The organism is Pseudalkalibacillus sp. JSM 102089, from assembly GCF_041366475.1.
In the GTDB taxonomy this organism is placed as follows: domain Bacteria; phylum Bacillota; class Bacilli; order Bacillales; family Guptibacillaceae; genus Guptibacillus; species Guptibacillus hwajinpoensis_B.
On the sequence record NZ_JBEWYW010000010.1, the window covers coordinates 70,541 to 87,835 of the forward strand.

General features: G+C 38.5%; 21 protein-coding genes. 9 read left to right on the forward strand and 12 right to left on the reverse strand.

Features of this window, described 5'->3' with window-relative positions:
• Nucleotides 1-166 precede the first annotated feature (166 nt).
• Nucleotides 167-1,030 (forward strand): formate/nitrite transporter family protein, encoded by an 864-nt coding sequence (locus tag ABVF21_RS18205; protein ID WP_308809529.1) that lies wholly within the window; start codon nucleotides 167-169, stop codon nucleotides 1,028-1,030.
• Between the two features lie 49 nt (nucleotides 1,031-1,079).
• Here the strand turns inward: ABVF21_RS18205 and ABVF21_RS18210 are convergent, their stop codons facing one another.
• Nucleotides 1,080-3,311, reverse strand: coding sequence for a YhgE/Pip family protein (locus tag ABVF21_RS18210; protein ID WP_371018727.1), 2,232 nt, complete (start codon nucleotides 3,309-3,311; stop codon nucleotides 1,080-1,082).
• A gap of 245 nt (nucleotides 3,312-3,556) precedes the next feature.
• Between ABVF21_RS18210 and ABVF21_RS18215 the strand changes: the two genes are divergently transcribed.
• Nucleotides 3,557-4,450 (forward strand): diacylglycerol/lipid kinase family protein, encoded by an 894-nt coding sequence (locus ABVF21_RS18215; protein WP_371018728.1) that lies wholly within the window; start codon nucleotides 3,557-3,559, stop codon nucleotides 4,448-4,450.
• On the opposite strand, the gene ABVF21_RS18220 is transcribed toward ABVF21_RS18215, so the two are convergent.
• The 3 genes from ABVF21_RS18220 to ABVF21_RS18230 form a co-directional block, all read right to left on the reverse strand.
• Nucleotides 4,415-5,161: a phosphatase PAP2 family protein gene (locus tag ABVF21_RS18220; RefSeq protein ID WP_303533140.1), complete on the reverse strand. Its 747-nt coding sequence runs from the start codon at nucleotides 5,159-5,161 to the stop codon at nucleotides 4,415-4,417. The genes ABVF21_RS18215 and ABVF21_RS18220 overlap by 36 nt on opposite strands.
• A 103-nt stretch (nucleotides 5,162-5,264) precedes the next feature.
• Nucleotides 5,265-5,612 (reverse strand): DUF3243 domain-containing protein, encoded by a 348-nt coding sequence (locus ABVF21_RS18225; protein ID WP_194219992.1) that lies wholly within the window; start codon nucleotides 5,610-5,612, stop codon nucleotides 5,265-5,267.
• An 18-nt stretch (nucleotides 5,613-5,630) separates the two neighbouring features.
• Nucleotides 5,631-6,146 carry a type 1 glutamine amidotransferase domain-containing protein gene (locus ABVF21_RS18230; protein ID WP_303533146.1) on the reverse strand — a complete coding sequence of 172 codons (516 nt, stop codon included), beginning with the start codon at nucleotides 6,144-6,146 and terminating at the stop codon, nucleotides 5,631-5,633.
• A gap of 182 nt (nucleotides 6,147-6,328) precedes the next feature.
• On the opposite strand from ABVF21_RS18230, the gene ABVF21_RS18235 reads away from it, so the two are divergent.
• Entirely contained in the window at nucleotides 6,329-6,763 is a 435-nt protein-coding gene (locus tag ABVF21_RS18235; protein WP_098446445.1) for a ferritin-like domain-containing protein, read from the forward strand.
• 52 nt (nucleotides 6,764-6,815) lie between these two features.
• Here ABVF21_RS18235 and ABVF21_RS18240 read toward each other — a convergent pair whose 3' ends face one another.
• The 3 genes from ABVF21_RS18240 to ABVF21_RS18250 are packed head-to-tail and all read right to left on the reverse strand — an operon-like array spanning nucleotide 6,816 to nucleotide 9,555.
• Nucleotides 6,816-7,556, reverse strand: coding sequence for an EcsC family protein (locus ABVF21_RS18240; protein ID WP_371018729.1), 741 nt, complete (start codon nucleotides 7,554-7,556; stop codon nucleotides 6,816-6,818).
• A gap of 47 nt (nucleotides 7,557-7,603) precedes the next feature.
• Nucleotides 7,604-8,818, reverse strand: a complete 1,215-nt coding sequence (locus tag ABVF21_RS18245) for an ABC transporter permease (RefSeq protein WP_371018730.1) — start codon at nucleotides 8,816-8,818, stop codon at nucleotides 7,604-7,606.
• On the reverse strand, nucleotides 8,815-9,555 hold the full coding sequence (locus tag ABVF21_RS18250) for an ABC transporter ATP-binding protein (protein WP_194219995.1): 741 nt from the start codon (nucleotides 9,553-9,555) through the stop codon (nucleotides 8,815-8,817). Before ABVF21_RS18250 ends, ABVF21_RS18245 begins: the two co-directional genes overlap by 4 nt.
• Before the next feature lie 536 nt (nucleotides 9,556-10,091).
• On the opposite strand from ABVF21_RS18250, the gene ABVF21_RS18255 reads away from it, so the two are divergent.
• Complete coding sequence (locus ABVF21_RS18255; protein WP_303533162.1) at nucleotides 10,092-10,529, forward strand: HIT family protein; 438 nt, start codon at nucleotides 10,092-10,094, stop codon at nucleotides 10,527-10,529.
• A 29-nt stretch (nucleotides 10,530-10,558) separates the two neighbouring features.
• On the opposite strand, the gene ABVF21_RS18260 is transcribed toward ABVF21_RS18255, so the two are convergent.
• Nucleotides 10,559-11,458 carry a hypothetical protein gene (locus ABVF21_RS18260; protein ID WP_303533164.1) on the reverse strand — a complete coding sequence of 300 codons (900 nt, stop codon included), beginning with the start codon at nucleotides 11,456-11,458 and terminating at the stop codon, nucleotides 10,559-10,561.
• Between the two features lie 197 nt (nucleotides 11,459-11,655).
• Between ABVF21_RS18260 and serC the strand changes: the two genes are divergently transcribed.
• Nucleotides 11,656-12,744, forward strand: coding sequence for a 3-phosphoserine/phosphohydroxythreonine transaminase (gene serC, locus ABVF21_RS18265; protein ID WP_303533166.1), 1,089 nt, complete (start codon nucleotides 11,656-11,658; stop codon nucleotides 12,742-12,744).
• Between the two features lie 130 nt (nucleotides 12,745-12,874).
• Nucleotides 12,875-13,393: a tryptophan transporter gene (locus tag ABVF21_RS18270; RefSeq protein WP_194219999.1), complete on the forward strand. Its 519-nt coding sequence runs from the start codon at nucleotides 12,875-12,877 to the stop codon at nucleotides 13,391-13,393.
• Nucleotides 13,394-13,428: 35 nt separating this feature from the next.
• On the opposite strand, the gene ABVF21_RS18275 is transcribed toward ABVF21_RS18270, so the two are convergent.
• Together ABVF21_RS18275 and ABVF21_RS18280 are read right to left on the reverse strand one after the other, a co-directional pair.
• Complete coding sequence (locus ABVF21_RS18275; protein WP_283153027.1) at nucleotides 13,429-13,827, reverse strand: YkvA family protein; 399 nt, start codon at nucleotides 13,825-13,827, stop codon at nucleotides 13,429-13,431.
• Nucleotides 13,828-13,947: 120 nt separating this feature from the next.
• Nucleotides 13,948-14,145: a hypothetical protein gene (locus ABVF21_RS18280; protein ID WP_194220001.1), complete on the reverse strand. Its 198-nt coding sequence runs from the start codon at nucleotides 14,143-14,145 to the stop codon at nucleotides 13,948-13,950.
• A 169-nt stretch (nucleotides 14,146-14,314) separates the two neighbouring features.
• Here ABVF21_RS18280 and ABVF21_RS18285 point away from each other — a divergent pair, with 169 nt between their 5' ends.
• Nucleotides 14,315-14,683, forward strand: coding sequence for a YtxH domain-containing protein (locus ABVF21_RS18285; protein WP_303533172.1), 369 nt, complete (start codon nucleotides 14,315-14,317; stop codon nucleotides 14,681-14,683).
• Nucleotides 14,684-14,754: 71 nt separating this feature from the next.
• Nucleotides 14,755-15,327, forward strand: coding sequence for an HTH-type transcriptional regulator Hpr (locus tag ABVF21_RS18290; RefSeq protein ID WP_194220003.1), 573 nt, complete (start codon nucleotides 14,755-14,757; stop codon nucleotides 15,325-15,327).
• On the opposite strand, the gene ABVF21_RS18295 is transcribed toward ABVF21_RS18290, so the two are convergent.
• Nucleotides 15,324-15,665: a DUF1878 family protein gene (locus ABVF21_RS18295; RefSeq protein ID WP_194220004.1), complete on the reverse strand. Its 342-nt coding sequence runs from the start codon at nucleotides 15,663-15,665 to the stop codon at nucleotides 15,324-15,326. The genes ABVF21_RS18290 and ABVF21_RS18295 overlap by 4 nt on opposite strands.
• A gap of 235 nt (nucleotides 15,666-15,900) precedes the next feature.
• Between ABVF21_RS18295 and ABVF21_RS18300 the strand changes: the two genes are divergently transcribed.
• On the forward strand, nucleotides 15,901-16,446 hold the full coding sequence (locus tag ABVF21_RS18300; RefSeq protein ID WP_194220005.1) for a DUF3267 domain-containing protein: 546 nt from the start codon (nucleotides 15,901-15,903) through the stop codon (nucleotides 16,444-16,446).
• A gap of 233 nt (nucleotides 16,447-16,679) precedes the next feature.
• On the opposite strand, the gene ABVF21_RS18305 is transcribed toward ABVF21_RS18300, so the two are convergent.
• Nucleotides 16,680-17,276, reverse strand: coding sequence for a YpmS family protein (locus tag ABVF21_RS18305; protein ID WP_194220006.1), 597 nt, complete (start codon nucleotides 17,274-17,276; stop codon nucleotides 16,680-16,682).
• Nucleotides 17,277-17,295: the final 19 nt, after the last annotated feature.

Here is a 17,295-nt window from a genome sequence, read left to right on the forward strand (position 1 = left end):
CTCGCTTATTTCAGACAAACTTTGAGTTGATTTCCCAGGAAATCTAACTTGTTGACAGCAAATCTGGATTTTTTTATATTAATGGCAAAGTAAAAGCACATTCGTCAGTTTAGTCCAAAAAACAAGAGCGAAAATAATAGGACAAGAAATAGATAGGAGATTTATTGTGGCGAATTCTAACAAAAAAGACAAACAAGTAAAATATCCTGAAAGACAATTTTATTTTCCAGCGCAAATTGTTGAAACATTTATCGCAAAAGGAGAAGCTCATAGTGACAGACCATTGAATCGCCAGTTCATTTTATCAATTCTAGCTGGTGCATTTGTTACATTCGGAGCTATTTTCTCTGTTCTAATTGCGATGGGAGTTGAAACGGAAGGTGTTAGTAATCTCCTTTCAGGAATAGGATTTGTAACAGGATACGCGATTGTTTTTATTTCGGGAGCCATTCTCTTTACTGAAGTTAACGTGCTCCTTCCTACGTACATCCTCCAAAGAAGATTTTGGGTTCCTAAGAATATAATGAAGTTTTGGATAGTTTGTTATTTTGGTAACTTACTAGGTGCCCTGCTGGTAGGTACTCTTGTCGTTGCATCAGGATCATTAACCCCTGAATTCTATAGCGAATTAGCTACGTATACAGAACACAAAATGAAATTCCTATCTCACGGAACGGTAGGATGGTTTCAAATTCTTCTCTCAGGTATTATTGCGAACTGGCTTATTGGAATGGCTGCGTTTCTTGCTACCGCAGCTCGTGATTTAACAGGTAAAGTTCTTGCAACTACACTTCCTGTTATTATATTTGTGGCAGGAAATTTCCAGCATAGTGTAGCCAACATGGGGTATTTCAGCACATCCTTTATTCATGGCTCTGAATACTCTTGGATGGAATTCCTGTTCTTTAATCTTGTTCCAGCAAGTATCGGTAACCTGATTGGCGGTGGGGTACTCGTTGCTCTAACATTTACGTATGCGTTTAAAGAAGAAATTAATGAAGAACGCCTTCCAAAAGAAGAAGCAGAGTGAGAAAAAGCAGCCTGTCAGTTGACAGGCTGCTTTTTATTCAAAGAGGATATTAATGAAATAACCCTGATTCTCTGGACTTTTTCATTAAATACTTTGTCTTTTTAATGATAACTTCCTTAAGTACCGCTCCTATGAGAAGGAACACAACAGAAAAAATCCCCAAAAAGAATAAATCTTCTTTTGCTCGTGCCCATACAATTCCGCCTACTGCTTCTCTCATTAAATCTACTGCGTACGAAAATGGTAAATAAGGATGGATTGCTTGAAAGAACTCTGGTAGCAAAGCAACTGGATACGTTCCACCTGATCCAGCAATTTGAAGAACAAGAAAGACAATAGCCATCGCTTTACCTACATCCCCAAATACAGCAACTAAAGTATAAACCATTAACATGAACACAAAGCTAATCAAGAGTCCAAATAGTACAAAAAGAACTGGATTTACGATATCTACATTTAGAATAAAGAGATCTCCTGACGTTACAACAAGTGTTTGAAGGATACCAATGCTAATAAACGTCAATAATTTCCCGAAATACACCTGGCGGTTAGACGCTTCTTCAAAACCTGTGGCTTCAGTGGTAAGTAATGAAACAAGAAGAAGTGCCCCTACCCATAACGATAGAACAGTATAGAACGGTGTCATACCTGTACCGTAATTTTGAATCGGGAAGAGTGAGTTTTTACTTAACACAATAGGTTCTGCGAAAAAGCTTTGCTCTGCCATTGGATCATTCTTCAGTAAATCAATGATCTCGTTAATATCTGTTTCTCCTTGAATCTCTCTGATTCGATCCGCAAGCTGGTTCACTTTATCATTTACGTAAGGATATTCATTCAACATGTATGCTAAAATATCTTGACCTTCGCCTATATTCTCTTCAGTACTTGAAAGAATTCGTTCCACTTCAGGGATGGTGGTTTGCGCTTCTTTTAACGTCGATCGAGCATTCGATAACGTCTTTTTCGCACTTGCCACTTCAGCAAGAACACGAGGCTCAATGTCTTCCTTGTACTCTTTTAAGAATGAATCGATTCGATCAGCTGTTTCTCCGGATTTTTCCTGAAGAGTTGTTAAAATATCATCTATTTCTTCTTGCTTATCAGCCAAAGTAGATCCAATTTCACCACTATCTGCTTTAATCGTCTGTAACTGTTCTTTAACTTGATCAAGATCAGCGATTGCCTCATCGATAACCTCTTGCTGCTGCGAGTTAGCGGAAGGCTCCTGCACTCTCTCTTGAGGAGATTCTTCTCCTTCTTCCTGCGACTCCACATTCTCGTTATTATCGCTAGCTTCCTGTACTTGCTTCAATACGACCTGAACATCATCAATACGCTGAACAGAATCATCTACTTGTTGATTTATCTGATTTCTTATTTCTTCTACTGAGGATAAATCAATATCTGGCGATTTTAAATCCGATAAGAACTTATTTACATCCTCAGCTGTTTGTTGAGCTTTAGTTAAATCTTCCTCTACTTGCGGTGCAAGCTTATTCAATCGATCTTCTGACTCGTTTAAAAATTGTGTGGTTTCATCAATCGTGCTAATGCCTTCACTCGTAATTTGCTGAGCTTCCGGAAGAAGTCCTTGAACTTTATTTATCACATTTTCAGCATCTCTCGAGTCAGATAGAGCATCGGAAATCAAACGATTGATCTCTGGCAGTTTCTCTTCTAGTTTGAATACATATTCCTCGAATTGTTTTATGTCTGATAAGTCCTTTTCAAATTCTACTCCTAAATCATTAAATACTTCAAAGATTGTCCCATTCACAACCGATACAAAGTTACTTGTAATTTGATCAACAATGACACTCGCACCTTTTTCAGTGATCTTTGGTGCGATCGCATTTACTTTTTCGTTTACATAGTACTCTACTTCCGCTTTCTCAGGTTCATCATTAATAACTGTCCCGAGCTTCTCTGAAAAATCTCCTGGAATGACGATTACTGCAAAATAGTCCCCATACTCAAGCTTATCCATCGCAGCTTCTCGATTTGAGAAATGCCACTCAAGACTGTCATTATCTTTCAATTCCTTCGTTAGCTCTTCACCTGCATCAATTTCTTTATCCCGAATCGTTGCCCCCTTGTCTTCATTGACAATGCCAACCGGAAGCTGATCCGTTTGACTATAAGGATCCCATGATGCTCCAATATTAAACCAAGCATAAAGAGAAGGTAGAATAATAAGACCACCTAATAGAATCGCAGCTACCCAATTCGATCCAATTCCCTTCCAATCTTTCTTGAAAATTCTTAAGATATTCTTCATTTGCAAGCCCCTACTCATCAAAATATGTATCCTCCAACTAGTATAATTCCCTAATAAGTGAATTGTCATGAGAAATGAGTCCAATGTTTATCAGTCCAGTCTCTCAACCAATTGCGATAGCTACTATGTGGAGGTATTCAGCCAATTGAATTCGAAATCAACTTTTTTCGAATTCTACTATCTGTGTGTACTTCACTGAATATAAGGGAATAAGAAAAGAAGATTATACGAAAGGAGTCATTATCGTGACACGTGTAGCCATTATCTTAAATCCCAAAGCTGGAAATGTTAAAATGGTCAACCAAGTTGATACGATCCAAGAAAGATTACGAGAAAACTATGATGAGGTTTCCCTTTATAAAACAGAATACAAAGGACATGGTGCTGAATTAGTCGCAGAACTAGGCGACGAAGTAGACATTCTCATTGGGGCTGGTGGGGATGGGACCATAAATGAATTAGCAAATGCGATTTGCCAAAGAGAGAAGCGTCCTGTTTTCGGTATTATTCCTGGAGGAACTTGCAATGACTTCTCTAGAGCAATCGGGATTAACCAAAATCCACTTCTAGCAGTTGAACAGCTTTTAGAAGACAACCGTTCCCTTATTGATGTAGGTCGATCAAATGATGAGTATTTCTTGAATTTCTGGGGAATCGGCTTAATCACTCAGGCTTCTGAGAACATTAATCCTGATACAAAAGAAGTTTTTGGAAGGCTTTCTTACTACATTAGTACTGCACAAACGATCAACAATCCACAGCCTTTTCATCTTAAAGTAGATGCCGACGGGCAGAATTTTGAAGGGGAAGCTGTCATGATGATCGTAGGGAACGGTCCATTTACTGGCGGGATCCAAGCTTTCTTCCCTGACAATAATCTGCAAGATGGTGAATTTGATGTCTTAATCATTAAAGAAACGTCTCTCCCAACTTTTTGGTCCATTTTTCAATCGAAGGTTTTCAAGCAGTCGCGATTTAACGAAGATATCATTCATTTCCAAACAAAAAATTTAAAAATAGAAGCAGATCCAGAGCAAAATATCGACTGTGACGGAGAACGTCATCATACGACTCCGTCAACGCTCGAAGTACTGCCTGCATACTTAACTGTTCTTACTGGAGAAAATTTTTCTGAATGAACCCAATGTTAACGAGGATCTCTTAATCCAAAGAACCCATTCAAGAGAGAAAATACAAACAAATAGCCAGAGTGTACCAGCTGCATAACCTGCTAGAACGTCACTTGGATAATGAACACCTAAATAGATTCGACTAAATCCGATCAGTGCGATGAAGAAGAATACAAGTGTTCCACTTAACCACTTTGTCGTTCTACTCCTCTGGCTTCTTACAATAAGGTAACCAATAAATCCATATAGTAGAAAAGATCCCATCGCATGTCCACTAGGGAAACTATATCCCACTGCATCATAAGCAGCATCGATAGAAGGTCTTGACCTAGCAAAAAAATGTTTTAGTTCTGTCGTTAAAAGTCCGCCTGCCGCCTGAGCTATGACAAAAAAGAGAATGCTCCAACCATCACGTAGTTTAAACCATAGAAAAGCTACAGTCGCAACAGAAACCACTGAAATCCACCAAACAGAGCCAAGTTCTGTTACAAATTCCATCACACTTAATAATCCATCGGAACGAATGCCGTCTACGCCAGAAATAATCGCTTGATCAAATTGTAGCGTTTCTTTTTCTAATATTTCTTCTGCTAACTCTGAAAACAACATGATTGCCAAAACAGCAATGAATAGTCCAAATGCATTTAGCACAAGTGGAAACCACACTTTTTTTTGCTTTAACGCTCCTGGCAAGGAGCTAAAAAAATTATTTTTATTCATAATATCGCGCCTTTCACCGTTTTCAATTCTCCAAACTCTGTGAAGTTCTTCACCTCATAAAATTCTTTTTAAAAAAGCCGCTGTGTCAGCAGCGGCTTTGCCTTTACTTATCTTTAGTTAGAACCATTCGTACAAGAAGATGGGCCAATTCATGACGTTGCTCTTTACTTCCCACGAGCCATAACTCTTGTAATAGCTTTTCTTCTCTATTCTTAGGCTCCTCCTTCTTCGCGAGATAACCCGCTACTTTCTCTGCAGCTTGAGCTAGCGCTTCTTCACTAAGTCCTAATTTTTCTCCGATTTCGACTCTAGTGGCAAGATATTTCTTAAAGTCCTCAAAATTGGAGAGAATATCATCCATTTTGTCATCGCTCATGCGATCTAGGGTATCATCAACTTTATTTACATCAAGCTGACTATCTTTATCAACTAAATGATTTTTTTCACTCATTACTTCCACTCCTTTTTATTAGTTGTCCATAACAGACAGAGATTTTTCAATGAATGCAGGAATATCGTCTGGATTTCTACTACTAACTAGATTTCCACCACAAACAACCACTTCTTCATCAAACACATTGGCACCCGCATATTTTAGATCTGTTTGAATGGATTTAAATCCTGTGATGTTTCTTCCATTTAATACTTCAGCAGAAATGAGCAGCTGTGGACCATGACAGATCACGAGAGTTTTCTTATTTAGAAACATCATTTTTTTCGTAAATGCAACAAATCGATCATCTGCACGCAGTTCATCAGGTGAAACGCCACCTGGAATAAAAAGAACGTCAAAATCTTCCGCTTTTACCTCATCGATTCCTTTATCAGACGTTACTTTAGCCTCACCTTGTTTTCCTGTTAATTCTTGGCCAGCTTCTGTACTAATTACTGTCAGGGAATGGTTTGCATTCTTAAACTGCTCAGCAGGTTTTGTATATTCCACATCCTCAAACATGCTTGTCATAAGTACTGCAATTTTACTCAATTTAGGCCCTCCTATAGATTAACTAGTTATGATTTACATAGTTGAATATTACCCCTCCCATCATCAGTCAAACATCCATTCTATTCTTCCTATCTTTTTCAATGTTTATGTTTTATTAGCAAGGAGGAAGGGTAAAATTAATATGGAACCAAAACAGTACAGAATTAGAAAGGATGTTTAGAATGGCTGACAAAAAACAAGAACTTATCGATGGACTTAATGTTGACCTTGCAAATGAATACGCAGCTAGTATTATGTACACATACAATGCAGCTGTAGTCTCTGGTTTATATCGTCAAACACTAAAACCATTCTTTGAAAGTGAAATTGCAGACGAACAGGGCCATGCCCTTTACCTTGCAGAAAAAATTAAAGTACTTGGTGGTACACCAACTACTGCTCCTGCTGAAGTAAAACAACTTACTGATGTAAAAGAAATGCTTATTGAAGCTAGAACGGCTGAAAAAGATACCATTGATCGTTACGAAAAACGTAAAAAGCAAGCAGAGGAACTAGGATTTACTGAACTAGTTGTGAAGCTTGATGATATGATCGCCGATGAAACACACCATATGGAAGAAATGGACCGCATTCTTAGCGATGCTCGATTCGAATAAGATAAATAATTTTAAAAAGGCCAGCCGGATTTCCGGCTGGCCTTTTTTTGTTCTACTCTTCTTGTTCCTTTCCCTCAATGATACGTTTCCTATAGGCATTCATGGCATTTTCCCCTAGCCAGTCAAGAAAGTGATAATTCACATACGCCCCGACTATTGCGCCAAAACCAGGAATCATCTGAAGTAATTTAGGAAGGTCGATATAATCTCTATACTCGAGTTGAAATGACTTCCAATCATGTTCATCATTGAATTTATTTTTTATTTCTAACTGGTTAAGCGTATCATCCCAGTTAGCGATGCGCTCATAACTTCTCCTTCTCGCCTCATCTGCTGAAAAAGCAAGTTGAAAAATTGTAAGAATAAACACTCTTTCTTCAAATTTCTTAGCATCATATCCATAAACACTGGCAAGATCAAAAAGGAACTTCATCTTAATGGATAAAAGCAAAGGAAAATCAGCTAAACCAAGAAGGATCCCACCTGCGCCTGTACCTGCTCCTTCTGTAGCAGCAATACGTTTATACTTAAGTATTAATCGTCTTGCTTTTTCATCTCTCACTTGAAGAGGTTGATTGTTATCTGGTTCTTTAACAGTATACGTATTTCCAGCCAGAACACCTTGGACCATTGTTTTAATACCATTTGTGACGATCGAATGGATACGTTCAGGTATTTTATCGTTAATCCGATTTTGTATTTTTTTTGCTGAACGGGAAACCATAGAAGATTTTTTCTTTATTTTTCGTTCCCAGGATTCAAGCTCTTCTTCTACCTCACTTAAATAACTCATACTGCAAAACATCCTTTGGCTCTGACTTTTAACACCAAACCGGTCAACTAAATCTTCTGTTTCCCGGTACTGTTTCGAGATGTGGCTACAGCAACTGCGGCTGCCCCTACAATAAGGATCAATCCAGCCGACCCAATGTCAAAAGAAAGAACAAAAGAAAGAACAGCAAAAGTAACTGCTTGTGCACCTAGTAAACGAATTAGCAGGGCGCGAAACGCTATTACTTGTTCTGTATCTGACAGTGGATAAAGTTTTACCATCACATGTGCCTGGTAGTGAGGGAACAATGTTCGAAGTTGAACAGCTGTTAAATAAATAATGAGCGCAGTCCCAACCACTTTACCTGTAACTCCAGGAACAAAAGCGATCACTACGAGTCCTAAAAGCCATAGCCTAAAATAGATACCTAAATATTCATTACTTCTAATAAATGCTTTTTGATAGAGCGTCTCATAAACATTATTTGTTGGGAGAAGTTTCTCCGCAATTGAGCTTAATGTACGCCTTTGTTTAACAGACTGTTTTAATTTAGGGACATCCGTAAATAAATTAGCTGTTCGATAGAACTTCATACTTTGTTGTTCATCTAGAACAAGTAGCTTCTCCCATTTGATTGCATATTTACGTTGTAACGGAAGAAAGAATAGAAAAAGAATTGCTACAAGTATGAGACATGAGAGCGTTACGAAAATCCATGATGCCTGCGCCAGTAATAAATATGTTAATAGCATTGTAGTAAAAAGACGCACCATCGTATAAAGCCAGGAAGTTTGGTGAGCTGGTAAGTGGAGTTCCATCCACTTCATGATGACGTTAACTCCCTTTAATGCAATCAGGACAATAATTACAAACACGTAATAAGGCGTTCCAGCAGACATCTCGTGCTGATAGAGAGGTGCAAGAATCGTCATAACGACAACGGTTATAAATACTTGAAGTCCGAAACTATACAAGAGAGATTTGCGAAAGTAGCCGTGTAAACGGTTTTCCGCTGGTAGCATAAATACGAGATCGGCTTCTGACAAAAAGAACCTTAATGGCGTTCGAACCACAGTCACTGCAGCAATGACTGTGATGACCGCTAATCCAGGAAATGATTCAGGAAGTACTTTCAATAATTCACTGTAATAATACGCCCCGAATATGAGGGTAAGAACAAGCGTGAATAAAAAGCTGCTATTACCAATTAGTCTGAAGTAACGCAGGGCAATTTTCCAAAAGGCCCCTGCCCTTTCTTTCCATAGCGTCTCAAGCTGCATCATTTGCCACTCCTGGTCGCTTCAATATAGATATCATCGAGCGTAGCAGCTTTGTTGCCGATTTGATGCCGTAATTCTGTCATAGTACCTGACATCACTATTCGGCCATCGTGCAGAATAATAAATCGATCGCAATACCTTTCAGCTGTTGAAAGGATATGTGTCGACATTAATACCCCTGCCCCTTCCTCTTTCATCTCAAGCATCATATCAAGAAAGGACTGAATCCCAATAGGATCTAAACCAACAAAGGGCTCATCTACGATATAAAGAGATGGTTTTACGAGAAAGGCACACATGATCATAACCTTCTGTCTCATCCCTTTAGAAAAATGACCCGGAAACCACTTCTTCATATTAGTCATCCGAAACTCTTTAAGAAGTGCTTCAGCTCTTTCTTTCCATTCTTCACTTAATTCATAAGCTAGAGCTGTCAGCTGTAAATGCTCCCAAAGCGTTAATTCATCATACAACAACGGTGTTTCAGGTATATATGAAAACTGTTTACGGTAACCATCTTTATTTTCAGAGAAGCTCGTACCACCCACGCGGATACGACCATTCATTGGGTCAAGTAAGCCAAGAATATGTTTGATTGTTGTACTTTTCCCAGCCCCATTAAGGCCAATGAGACCAACAATTTCATTTGAATTTACATTAAGAGAAAGATCATGGAGTACAGGCTTATTCGCCTGGTATCCACCAGTAAGATTGCTAACTTCCAGAATTGAATTCGTCATAGCGTTCCTCTCATTTCGCGTCATTTGTTTACATTTTAACAAACTTTCAATTGGAGCGTGAAACAATGAGTGGAATGATTCGTACAGCACCCTGCTCACTTACCCCTATCCACATCTTACCTTTTTCACAGAAGACTTTCCATAAAGGACATTTTTCATTATAAATACTCGTCCATATTGTTAACTTTTGTTATTGACTCAGTTAAGTGTAGGTTTAGTTTACAGACGAAGTAGCCGATCATCGAGATAAGAAAACTCACAATACATGAATAGATCGATGATATTAAGAACATCCTTATAGAGAGTGTGGCGTCTTCCCTTAAAATAAGTTGCACTCAAGGCTCTGCACCCCCGGCAGAGCCTTTTCTTATTCCGATCCAATTGTGCCTAGAAATAAATATTTCTTAGATCATATAGAAGTTTCGTTTGATCATTGGATTATGTTTGCAAGATATGGATGTACATTAGGAAGAAGCGGTCTTAACGAAAATGAAAATTATGGTACGATATATGAAAAGATTGAAAGGATGATGAACATGAGCCATTCCCCCGATTGCATATTCTGTAAAATTATTAATGGAGATATTCCATCTGCGAAAGTTTACGAAAATGAAGACGTTCTAGCCTTTCTAGACCTTACACAAGTAACAGAAGGACATACCCTCGTCATTCCAAAAAAACATCAGCAAAACATCTACGAGCTTGATCCCGAGACAGCCTCAAAGCTCTTTGCTGCAGTTCCTGAAATAGCAAATGCTTTAAAAGCGAACTTTACTCCTGAAGGCATGAATCTTCTTAACAATAATGAAGCGATTGCCGGACAATCTGTTTTTCATTATCATCTACACCTTATTCCACGCTACGGTAAAGGGGACGGATTCGGAGCGGTATGGAAAACACACGAAAATGACTATGATGCGGAGAAGTTACAGCGCCTTGCTGAAGGGATTCGTTCGCACATTAATTCTGAATGAAATTGTCTTGATACATAAAAGGAGACCGTTTACGGTCTCCTTTTCATTTGGGTTCGTTTCATTTCTTTTAATGTATAAAAGCCATTCGGAACAACCCAATCTGGATGATCAAACGTTTGATCTAATCCATTTAACATCGTTGACATCTTTGTTCGTAAGTCTGGATTCCACCTTAATTCATGAATAAACTCTTCTCTATGACCTCCATACCCTACCATAGCCTTCAGCTCATTTAATAAATCTGCTTGCCACATAGATTGGAGATTTGATTCCCCCGGTATATCTTTAAATCGTACATAAGAACCTTCTCTTATGTAACCGTGTGGGTAATAGTATGCGTAAACTCGTTCGAAATTCTCCCCTGTTTTAAGGGTAAGCTTGCCATGAAGGTGCTCTCTTAGTACATAACCGCCTTCCGTACGATTTAACAGTTCTAGCTGTTCACGATCAACAAATGTAACCCACACTTCTGTCTTCGCTCCCTGAACGGGAGCAATGACAGCAGGAAGTGCTCCATATGGTGCTAGAAAGGAACCTGCTATGACGTCTGTATCCTTTATTTCTGCACGATAATAGAGAATGAAATCACTAACATCAGGATTGAGACTAAACTTATATTTGAGCTGTGCTAGACAGACATTCGATCCATATGCGAGAAGCGGGATTCGGTCTTCAATAGGAGATAAACCTTCTGATAACAGCAATTCTTCCACTGTAAACTGTTCTGTCGTTGCAAATGCAAGAGAACCCGACACGTCTTCCCCTCTTGCATAATGAACAATTTGCTTCTCTACTGGAGTATTTTGAACTTCATCAATTCGATGTGCTTTCCCGTTATGGTATAGGAAAGATGAAGCTGGTCGTGGACCAGGATAAATATCTGGATGATCGTATGGTCCGATATGAATTGGTTTGTTTTCTCGATACATTAGTTCACACCACTTTCTTATCATTCACTTCTATATAGAATAGCAAAATGATGAAGCAGAACAAATGCTTCTGCTTCAATAGAACGAAATATTCGAAAAGATTAGAAAAAAATATAGCACCGCCGAATCCTTTAATGATAGGATGAGTACAAGTTAAATCGAGGCATCGCATTACATTACTAAAGGAGTGTCTATTAGTGGAACGTCGTTATAATTTTAATGCTGGCCCGTCCGCCTTACCTCAAGATGTACTTAATCATGCTCAAGCAGAACTTCTCAATTATCAACAGCAAGGTATGTCCATTATGGAATTTAGTCATCGTAGCAAAGAATATCAGAAAATCCATGATGGAGCCAATGAGCTTTTAAGAGAACTCCTTCACATCCCTGATGACTATGAAGTTCTCTTTCTTCAGGGCGGAGCAAGTTTACAATTCTCAATGATTCCAATGAATTTTCTTCAAACTGGTCAGCAAGGTAATTATCTTCTTACAGGAAGCTGGTCCCAAAAAGCATTAAAGGAAGCTCAGAAATTAGGAGACACGTATGTTGGTGGAAGTAGTGAACAAGATGATTTCAAACGTATACCAGAGCTCGACACGTTACAATACAGTAACAAAGATGCATACGTTCACTTGACTTCAAACAACACAATACACGGCACCCAGTGGAAGGAATTCCCCAAGCAAACGAATTCTCCTATCGTTGCAGATATGTCGAGCGATATATTAAGTCGCTCCCTTCCAATTGACCAATTTGGTCTTATTTATGCAGGTGCTCAGAAAAATCTTGGACCAGCAGGAGTAACTGTAGTCATCTTAAAGAAAGATATGCTCCAAAACATCCCAGATCAACTTCCAACAATGTTAGACTATCGTACTCACGTTGATAAGAAGTCGCTCTATAATACCCCTCCTTCCTTTGCGATCTATATGCTATCCCTTGTTCTTGAATGGACAAAGACTAAGGGTGGTATTAAGGAAATCGAAAAGATGAATGCTGAGAAAACAAAGCTACTCTATGACACGATTGATAGTAGTAAAGGTTTTTATAGCGGAACAGCTGAAACAGCAAGTCGCTCATCAATGAATGTAACTTTCAATTTACCAGGAAAAGAGCTTGAAGAACTGTTCCTACATGAGGCGGCAGAAGAAGGGTTTGTTGGGTTAAAGGGCCATCGCTCTGTTGGAGGATGTCGTGCTTCCATCTATAACGCTGTTCCCCTTGAATCTGTTCGTGCATTAAGTGACTTTATGCAGACATTCCATCACAAACACAATATTTAACACTTTTCAATAGGACATTCGTTTGTTATGATATAAAAAATTAGTTCTTTCGCAGCAGGCACATAGCGCACTGATGGAGAGAACACCGTCTTTTGACGGAGAATGAGATGAGAAGAGGAGAGATTTCTTTATGAAAACAAAAAATTTAGTACTCATGGCTTTACTACTCGGTATTGGAACAATTCTACACGCAATTATACCTGGCTTAATTTCAGGAATGAAGAACGATATGCTTCTTACGATGATGTTTCTAGGAATATTGCTATTTCCTGAGCGCAAAAGCGTTCTCGTACTCGGACTTGCGACAGGAGTTATCTCTGCTGCAACGACAACATTTCCTGGTGGACAACTTGCTAACATGATTGATAAACCTGTGACTGCTTTTGCTTTCTTTGGTCTTTATTTACTCGTTCAGCGGTTTGGCCAATCATTAGTAACAGTTGGAATTTTAACTGCAATCGGCACGATGATCAGTGGAGCTATATTCCTTGGAGCTGCTCTTATCTTTGCAGGACTTCCTGGTGGCGCCGCATTCACTGGACTGTTTGTTACCGTTGTTCTTCCAACTGCCGTAGTAAATACCATTGCAATGGTACTAATCTTTCCAGTTGTACAATCAATCCTTAAACGTACTAGCTTCGCTTTCTAAATAAACACAAAAAAACGGCCAATTTGGCCGTTTTTTTATATTTTCACTCCTGTTTCCCACTCTCGGAACTTTTCTAACTCCTGCTTTAATTGACTTGCAACAAATCCTATTACTGCTACATCATCAAGAAGCCCAATTCCCGCTAATAAATCAGGAACCGCATCAATAGGACTAACAAAATAAAGTAATGCTCCTACAATCATAACGACTGATTTTTTTGAAATATCGCGATAACTTCCTTTACGAAATTCCTGGACAAGTCTCGAGAACGTCTTCACGTCTACCCACATCTCATCCATACCCTTACGACCATTGTATAAGGCTCCCTTTTTCAAGGATTCGATTGAAACATCCTTCATTTTGTCTTTATCCTTCATAACCGTTACTGCCTTCTTTGTCATTCTCTTAAAAACACTTTTAATCATGCGATTCATTATTTCACGCTCCTTAAATACCCTTCTCTCTATAAGATACCTCAAATGAGCGTGATTCTAACCTTTTATATCGTTTTTATGTTTGCAAGTTGAAAGCCGTGGGGAAAATAAAGGACATCATTAGAAAATAAGCATTGCCATCGATACCCCAAGCACAAGAAAAACAATCGCAAACGTACCAAATAAGTAGGCGCTTTTTTGCTTTCGGATCATTCGTTCATTGTGAAATGAATATTTTCTAATTAATAACAGCCTGCTTACTGTTGCGGTTAATAGTAGACTGCCAGCTGCAATAAGGAAAAAGATAAATCCAGCCATACCCGTCCCCTCCATTTACCTTAGCGTATACTAAAAGGTATATGTGATGCCCACTGCTTTCATAACCACAACGAATTAATGAAAGGAGAAAGCAGGATTCTTGACTGGGATGGCGAACTAATGTCTTTAAGTAGAAGTATAAGGATTTGGATAGGAAAGGATGAACATCATGGGAAAAGCAAAAACATTATTAACAGGATTTTTAGTAGGCGGGGTAGTTTCCGCTGCTTCTGTACTTTTAACCACTCCGAAATCCGGAAAAGAATTAATGACTGACGCTAAAGAGAAGAGTGATGATATAAAGGAAGGATTGACTAAGCTTAAAAGTGATCTTAACGAACTGACCGCTCAAGTAAAACAGCTTTCTTCAGAAGGCAAAGAAATTATTCAGGAAGTAGCCGCTGACCTTAAACGATCCATCTCTTCATTTCAACAGGATATTGAACCAAATTTAACTAGGTTAAAGGCAGATGTCGAGGATATGCAGAAGACGATTGAAACAGTCAAAGAAGAAGTAAACAGTCCGGCTTCAAAATAGCCGGTTTTTTTACCGAAGATCAACAATATTCTAATATAGCTTGAATCATCTAGTTGTAAAGGAGGGCATTTATGAAAGAAGAACAGGAAATTTCTATTCAAGAAGCAATGATTTTTAGCCATCGAATTGGCCAATTAAGCAAAGCACTTTGGAAATCTGTTGAGCGAGATTGGCAAGATTGGCTCAAGCCATTCGATCTCAATATTAATGAGCACCATATTCTTTCAATTGCTTATCATCTTGACGGCTCTTCAATATCAGATATTGCGAAGTTTGGCGTTATGCACGTCTCAACAGCGTTTAACTTTTCAAAAAAACTTGAATCTAGGTCTCTCCTCACATTCTCAAAAAAAGAGAATGATAAGCGAAATACATATGTACAGCTTACCGAAAAAGGAGAGAAGCTGCTTCAGGAAACATGGAAACATTATTCACCAAGTCGAGATAGTGTTTTGAAAGCTTCGATGCCGATTAGAGAACTATACGGTAAATTCCCTGAATTTACTGAGATGATGTGTGTCATTAAAGGACTATATGGTGAGGACTTCATGGAAATCTTCCAAAAATCTTTCACCAAGCTTGAAAGTGAATTCTCTAGAGAACTCACTGAACAAGATGATGAAGAGCGTTCCAAACTTTTCTAACGATAAGGCGACACTTTTAATAGCGTCTCCATAAGTTCTCTATAAGCCTCTTCTTGAGATTGCAGTGCTTTAATGGTTGCGAGAGGCTCCAATTTAATATTTAACATTCCTACGAAATGCGTGAGCAACGTGGAACGGTTCAAGAGACCCTCCTCGATCTGCTCATGCATTTTTTGATTCACCTCTACGCATAGTTGATATACTTCTGACACTTCTGACTCTGTCAGCCCTCTGTCAATCACAAGGCGGTAAAAGGGGTAGTCTCCTTCCTCTTCCATCTTTGCAAGTAGGCGCATATGAAATTCAATTTTATCTAATCTTTTGTGGATAGCTTCCATCGGACTTAACTCCTTACTGTGCAATCAATAGTACTTATAGTTTAACGGAACGGGTTTTAAATTGAAATGTATTTTCCAGACTAATCCAGCGCGAAAAAGCGCTGATTTTGTCAAAATAATTTTGACTAATTTCTTTCTAAAAAAACGTGTTGATTTCTTCCGAGAATCGCTGTACAGTATACGAGTATTCAATAAACATCAACTAAATTGAAAGCTACGGAAGCAGGTGATTCTTATGAATTGTTGGAAATCGATTTATCTACATCGCGAATTCGGTACACATCGATTAACGATTTTCTCGATGCTGTTAACCTTATTATACTTTATTGCGTTTTATCTTGTGTTCAGTATGTTATACCCGACAACAAAACATGCGATCGTACCAATTTTACCGTTTCTCGGTTCCTTAGCTGTCCTTTTCCCTATTCATAAGCTAATACACTGGCTTCCTTTAACAATAGCCGGATTAAAAGCAACAATGAAATTAGAAAAAGGATTTGTAATCGTACCGATGATGCGCTGTGAAACGTGCAGCCCAATTTCACGTAACCTCTTTTTAATTGCGGCACTTGCACCTGCGGTTTTGATTACGACCGCAGCTATAATTGCATCAGTTTATATGCCAGCATATGTATCATTTTTCTCGATCCTAGCAGCTATAAATCTTGGGTTTAGCTTTAGTGACTTCCTTTACGCTTCTCAGGTGCTCCGTGCACCGAAGAATGCTTATGTGGAGGATCGAAGTGAAGGTTTCCATATTCTTATTAAACGGGCTTCTTAATAACTAATCTGACACTCTATTAAACAATAGACTTCAGAGAGAAAGAATAAAATACGATGCCCCTAATAGATTAGCTATACAATAGTGATTACTCGATTTTGAGCTCATTAACATGGCTAATAGAATAAAAACAGAGCGCTGAAATTCAGCGCTCTGTTCTTTTGGATTGGCCACTAGGTCAGCAGTATTGAATTCTTATGAGACTTCCTTCATAATAATATTAGGACAAGGAACTAATTAATAGGATAGTAAGCATCGAAAACAATTTCATCATTAGGAAGATCGAATGATTTAGCCCTTAGTTTCATATCATTCTTCAATTCTAATTCGCTTACAGCCATGTAGATTGTCCCTTCATCAGAATCAATTGTTATTTCAGGCGGCAATGATGCCTGCTTTTTTATAAAAGAAAGAACTTTATCACTTGGGAGTTCAAGCAAACCAATTTGAAAAGATTTTTCTTTTAATAAAAGGTCACCATTTGGCTGTACCTGTGGCTCAAACTTAAGAAAAAAATCAACTTTACGATCAAAAATCGTCACATATCCCTGAAAAGTTGCAAGTTCATCAAGGTTTACATTATAACCGATGTTCTTCTGTTTCTCGCTATACTTTTCAAGTTCTCGATTGATGATCTCGTTCAATTCATCTTTTTTCATCTGGATGGAAAAAGTTGTTTCAAAAGGTTCTTCTGTATTTTTCTCATTTGAGAGTTTGGCAATTTCACTTTCAGGAAAATAGTATTGATAGAATCCTACTATTCCTGCGAAGATGAGAATGACAGCAGCAAAGAGAATGATAAAGGCCGCCTTCCATCGGTTTTTAAACATTTGAACAGCTCCTTATGGG

What these genes read in the sequence shown, in the direction of transcription:
- ABVF21_RS18210 (WP_371018727.1), bottom strand. Translation starts at nt 3,311, where the DNA reads ATGAAGAATATCTTAAGAATTTTCAAGAAAGATTGGAAGGGAATTGGA.
- ABVF21_RS18220 (WP_303533140.1), bottom strand. Translation starts at nt 5,161, where the DNA reads ATGAATAAAAATAATTTTTTTAGCTCCTTGCCAGGAGCGTTAAAGCAA.
- ABVF21_RS18225 (WP_194219992.1), bottom strand. Translation starts at nt 5,612, where the DNA reads ATGAGTGAAAAAAATCATTTAGTTGATAAAGATAGTCAGCTTGATGTA.
- ABVF21_RS18235 (WP_098446445.1), top strand. Translation starts at nt 6,329, where the DNA reads ATGGCTGACAAAAAACAAGAACTTATCGATGGACTTAATGTTGACCTT.
- ABVF21_RS18240 (WP_371018729.1), bottom strand. Translation starts at nt 7,556, where the DNA reads ATGAGTTATTTAAGTGAGGTAGAAGAAGAGCTTGAATCCTGGGAACGA.
- ABVF21_RS18245 (WP_371018730.1), bottom strand. Translation starts at nt 8,818, where the DNA reads ATGATGCAGCTTGAGACGCTATGGAAAGAAAGGGCAGGGGCCTTTTGG.
- ABVF21_RS18250 (WP_194219995.1), bottom strand. Translation starts at nt 9,555, where the DNA reads ATGACGAATTCAATTCTGGAAGTTAGCAATCTTACTGGTGGATACCAG.
- ABVF21_RS18255 (WP_303533162.1), top strand. Translation starts at nt 10,092, where the DNA reads ATGAGCCATTCCCCCGATTGCATATTCTGTAAAATTATTAATGGAGAT.
- ABVF21_RS18260 (WP_303533164.1), bottom strand. Translation starts at nt 11,458, where the DNA reads ATGTATCGAGAAAACAAACCAATTCATATCGGACCATACGATCATCCA.
- ABVF21_RS18270 (WP_194219999.1), top strand. Translation starts at nt 12,875, where the DNA reads ATGAAAACAAAAAATTTAGTACTCATGGCTTTACTACTCGGTATTGGA.
- ABVF21_RS18275 (WP_283153027.1), bottom strand. Translation starts at nt 13,827, where the DNA reads ATGAATCGCATGATTAAAAGTGTTTTTAAGAGAATGACAAAGAAGGCA.
- ABVF21_RS18280 (WP_194220001.1), bottom strand. Translation starts at nt 14,145, where the DNA reads ATGGCTGGATTTATCTTTTTCCTTATTGCAGCTGGCAGTCTACTATTA.
- ABVF21_RS18285 (WP_303533172.1), top strand. Translation starts at nt 14,315, where the DNA reads ATGGGAAAAGCAAAAACATTATTAACAGGATTTTTAGTAGGCGGGGTA.
- ABVF21_RS18290 (WP_194220003.1), top strand. Translation starts at nt 14,755, where the DNA reads ATGAAAGAAGAACAGGAAATTTCTATTCAAGAAGCAATGATTTTTAGC.
- ABVF21_RS18295 (WP_194220004.1), bottom strand. Translation starts at nt 15,665, where the DNA reads ATGGAAGCTATCCACAAAAGATTAGATAAAATTGAATTTCATATGCGC.
- ABVF21_RS18300 (WP_194220005.1), top strand. Translation starts at nt 15,901, where the DNA reads ATGAATTGTTGGAAATCGATTTATCTACATCGCGAATTCGGTACACAT.
- ABVF21_RS18305 (WP_194220006.1), bottom strand. Translation starts at nt 17,276, where the DNA reads ATGTTTAAAAACCGATGGAAGGCGGCCTTTATCATTCTCTTTGCTGCT.